Genomic DNA, 1451 nt, shown 5'->3' on the forward strand with positions numbered 1-1451 from the left:
CTCCACGTCGGCCCAGCCGCCCGTGCTGAGGGAACGCTCGATGGCGTCCAGCACGCGAGCGGCCGAGACGGCTTCGTCGATGCCGATCCGGCTGGGGGTGTCGAACTCGATCATGTGCAGGAAGTGCTCGAACTGCTGGGGCACCACGCCCTCGATGCGCCCGTCGAGTTCCGGAGACAGAACCGTGTTGGGCAGGGAGAACTGCTCGCCCGTCGTCAGCTCGACGCCCTCTGCTGTCACGTCGACCTTGAGCGCCCCCTCGGTGCCGTACACCTCGAACTGCGAGGCCAGGCCGCTGGGTGTGGAGTCCACCAGCGCCCAGGAGATCTCGATGCTGCCGATCGTCCGGTCAGCGAGCTCCACGAGGATCAGGGCGACATCGGCACCCTTCACGCCCAGCGCGGGGAGGATCTTCGCGGTCGTCGTCGCGCACACGCGGACGACCGCACTCCCCGTGATCCACTGCACCAGGTCGATGTCGTGGATACCTTGATACATGTAGATCGGCGAGGCGCCGTTATTGGCCACGCCGACGCTGCGCGGCACGATCCGCGACGCGCGCACGTGCACGGGCTCGCCGATCCCGCCTGTCCGAACCGTCTGCGCCGCGGTGCGGAAGCGCGGGTCGTGACGAAGAGTGTGCCCGACGAGCACCTTGGATGACGAGTCGGCAGCGGCCGAGGCGATTGCGCGAGCGCCTTCCAACGTGTCGGCGAGCGGCTTCTCCACGAGCACGTGCAGCCCTGCTTCAAGCGCCTCGACCGTGACGCCGACGTGAAGCTTGTCCGGCACGGCGATGATGACCGCGTCGATCTCGATGCTCGCGAGTGCATCGGCGAGGCTTGCGAACCACGTGGATCCGAATTCTTCGGCCGCCGCGCGCCCGGACGTTTCAAAGGGGTCGACCACGGCGGCCAGAACCGCCCGCGGGTTCTCTGTGACGATGCGGCAGTGGGTCTTGCCCATGCGTCCTGCGCCGATGACGGCGATCCGGTGTGCAGAGGTCATGAGAGAGATCCTTTCGTGAGCGCGGGCGTTGCCGCGAGAAATCGACGTGTGAGGGCCATGGGTTCGGTGATCGACGTACCGACGACGACGGCGAACGCGCCGGCCTCGAACGCCTCCGCGACCTCGTCGGGGGTCTTGATGCGACCTTCCGCGACCACCGGGCTCGCAAGGTGCGCAAGTGCGCGAACGAGATCGATATCCGGCGGTCCGAACCGGTCCGGCGGGCTGGAGGTGTAGCCAGACAGCGTGGTGCCGACGATCTCCGCACCGAGCGCTCCGGCATTCTGACCAGCCTCGAAGCTGTCGATGTCGGCCATGACGGCGGCTCCGAATTCTCGTACTGCCGGAATGAGAGCATCGGGACCGGGAGTTCCGGGGCGGGTACGGAGCGTGGCATCGAGCGCCACGATGTCGGCGCCCGCATCCATCAGCGCTCGCGCGTC

General features: G+C 67.5%; 1 protein-coding gene and 1 pseudogene. Both read right to left on the bottom strand.

Annotated elements, in window-relative coordinates; translation table 11 throughout:
• Window positions 1-1008: Gfo/Idh/MocA family protein (locus tag ACTIAO_RS16255; protein WP_441907184.1), on the bottom strand; the 1008-nt coding region annotated here is incomplete at its 3' end.
• Window positions 1005-1451: pseudogene (locus ACTIAO_RS16260) on the bottom strand (N-acetylmannosamine-6-phosphate 2-epimerase); the annotation flags it as partial. The pseudogene ACTIAO_RS16260 and the gene ACTIAO_RS16255, both read right to left, overlap by 4 nt.

It is taken from the genome of Microbacterium sp., from assembly GCF_052099035.1.
In the GTDB taxonomy this organism is placed as follows: domain Bacteria; phylum Actinomycetota; class Actinomycetes; order Actinomycetales; family Microbacteriaceae; genus Microbacterium.